This window comes from Mesorhizobium sp. M5C.F.Ca.ET.164.01.1.1 (assembly GCF_004792125.1).
In the GTDB taxonomy this organism is placed as follows: Bacteria; Pseudomonadota; Alphaproteobacteria; order Rhizobiales; family Rhizobiaceae; genus Mesorhizobium; species Mesorhizobium wenxiniae.
Genome location: NZ_SRTG01000263.1, coordinates 1 through 352, shown reverse-complemented (window position 1 = coordinate 352; position 352 = coordinate 1). Strand labels below are relative to the sequence as shown.

Here is a 352-nt window from a genome sequence, read left to right as displayed (position 1 = left end):
TCGCCCTACTTCGTCACCAACGCCGACAAGATGGTTGCGGATCTGGAAGACGCCTACATCCTTCTCCACGAGAAGAAGCTCTCCAACCTGCAGGCCATGCTGCCGATCCTCGAGGCTGTCGTGCAGACCTCGAAGCCGCTGGTCATCATTTCGGAAGACGTCGAAGGCGAGGCCCTGGCCACGCTGGTCGTCAACAAGCTGCGTGGCGGCCTGAAGATCGCCGCAGTCAAGGCGCCGGGCTTCGGTGATCGCCGCAAGGCCATGCTGGAAGACATCGCCATCCTCACCGGTGGCCAGGTCATTTCCGAAGACCTCGGCATCAAGCTCGAGAATGTTGGCCTCAACATGCTCG

General features: G+C 60.8%; 1 pseudogene. It reads left to right on the top strand.

The features are described 5' to 3' along the window. Positions 1 to 352: pseudogene (locus EN807_RS33395) on the top strand (TCP-1/cpn60 chaperonin family protein); the annotation flags it as partial.